We start from the raw sequence: 1444 nt of genomic DNA, 5'->3' as shown, positions 1-1444 counted from the left end.
TTGGGTGCCTCTGTGTTTGTCAAGGCGCCGTAGTGCATGTCGTAGTGTCGGCCGTGGCGGGTCTGGGAAGTGACTTGTCCGAAGAGTCGACCGTCGGGGTTGGGTCGGCTGCGGTGGATGTCAGAGTCGCCCCCGAGTGTCCTCCCGGACCCGTCGGATTGCGGTGCCGCTCGTCCTTGATCATGGTCCGCCAGATGTGGTCGGCCAGGCGTCGCTTGAGACAGCGTTGGGCTTCACGCGGCGTCTTGCCTTGGGCGATCTTGTTCTTGTAGTAGGTGTTGCCGAGGCTGCCGGGCATGCGGATCTGGGTGATGGCGACCGTGTGCAGGGCTGAGTTCAGCTGCCGGTCTCCGCTGCGGGACAGGCGGTGGCGTGCCCGGTCGGCGCTGGCGATCTCGATCGGGGCCACGCCGGCGTAGCTGGCGAACGCGGCGGCGCTGGGAAAGCGGCTGGGTGTCCTGGTGCGGCCGATGATGCGGGCGGCGGTCACCGGGCCGATGCCGGGCGTGCTGGTCAGATTGCTCGCCGACTCGGTGACCAGCTCAGCCATCGCCTTGGCGTTGGCCTTGAGCTTGGTGTCCAAGGAACGGACCTCGGCGACCAGGTCCCAGGCGAGTTCCTTGCGGATGCGCTCGGCCTGGCCGACGGGCCGGATGGAGCGCAGCAGCGCGGCCGCCTTGGTCGCCGACAGGTCCCGGGACGCTCCACCGGCCAGCAGTGCCCGCAGGAGCGCGTGGAGCTGGTTGACCGCACGGACCCTGGCTTGAGCGAGGTTTGTCCGCCGTTCATCAAGCAGCGCCAGCACATCCGCCACGCCCTCGGGCTCCAGCGGCCGGGCATCACCTTGCAAGGCTGCGACGCAGGCCGCGGCGGCGGCGTCCACCCGGTCGTTCTTGCGGCCGCCGCCGCGGGAGAGCTGGCGCACCCGGGCCGTCGCGGTCGAGGGAACGTCCACGACCTCTTCCCCCCTGGCCAGCAACCATGACGCCAGGTGTCGTCCGAGCCCCTCGGCGTTTTCGATCGCCCACTGCCGATGGGGCCACTGAGCGGCCCAGGTCAGCAGGCGCCGGTAGTCCTCGAGCGTGGCGTCGATGCGGATTGAGGCGACCTCGCGGTTGCGGTCGGGCTCGACCGCCGTGGCCGTGTGGGTGCTCTTGTGCGGATCGACGCCGATCAGCATCATCGGGTGCCGGGTCCCTTCGTTCGGCTGGATTTGGAGATCCGCGGCCGACATCCCGACTTGCAGCTACGCGATGGCCTCGGGTCACGCCTCTGTTGAGTCAAGCCGCGGACGGACGCCGGGCGGAACGGCACACCCAAAGCGAGCCAACCCTCGGAGGGCGGCAGGAAGTACTCGAGCCAGCCCGCCCGACATCCTGCGGCAGGCTACGGGCAGCTAACCCGACCACGATGCCGCTGCAGCCATAGAAGTCGGGAAGTACTG

Annotated in this window: 1 protein-coding gene; it reads right to left on the bottom strand. The window is 69.0% G+C overall.

The window, feature by feature from the left end; translation table 11 throughout:
- Positions 1-19 precede the first annotated feature (19 nt).
- Complete coding sequence (locus ABD333_RS47360) at positions 20-1183, bottom strand: IS110 family RNA-guided transposase (protein WP_344549499.1); 1164 nt, start codon at positions 1181-1183, stop codon at positions 20-22.
- Positions 1184-1444: the final 261 nt, after the last annotated feature.

This window comes from Actinomadura fulvescens, assembly GCF_039533225.1.
In the GTDB taxonomy this organism is placed as follows: domain Bacteria; phylum Actinomycetota; class Actinomycetes; order Streptosporangiales; family Streptosporangiaceae; genus Spirillospora; species Spirillospora fulvescens.
This window is presented reverse-complemented; position numbering and strand designations above follow the sequence as displayed.

Coding starts and splice junctions, on each gene's coding strand:
- ABD333_RS47360 (WP_344549499.1), bottom strand. CDS start 1,183: ATGATGCTGATCGGCGTCGATCCGCACAAGAGCACCCACACGGCCACG.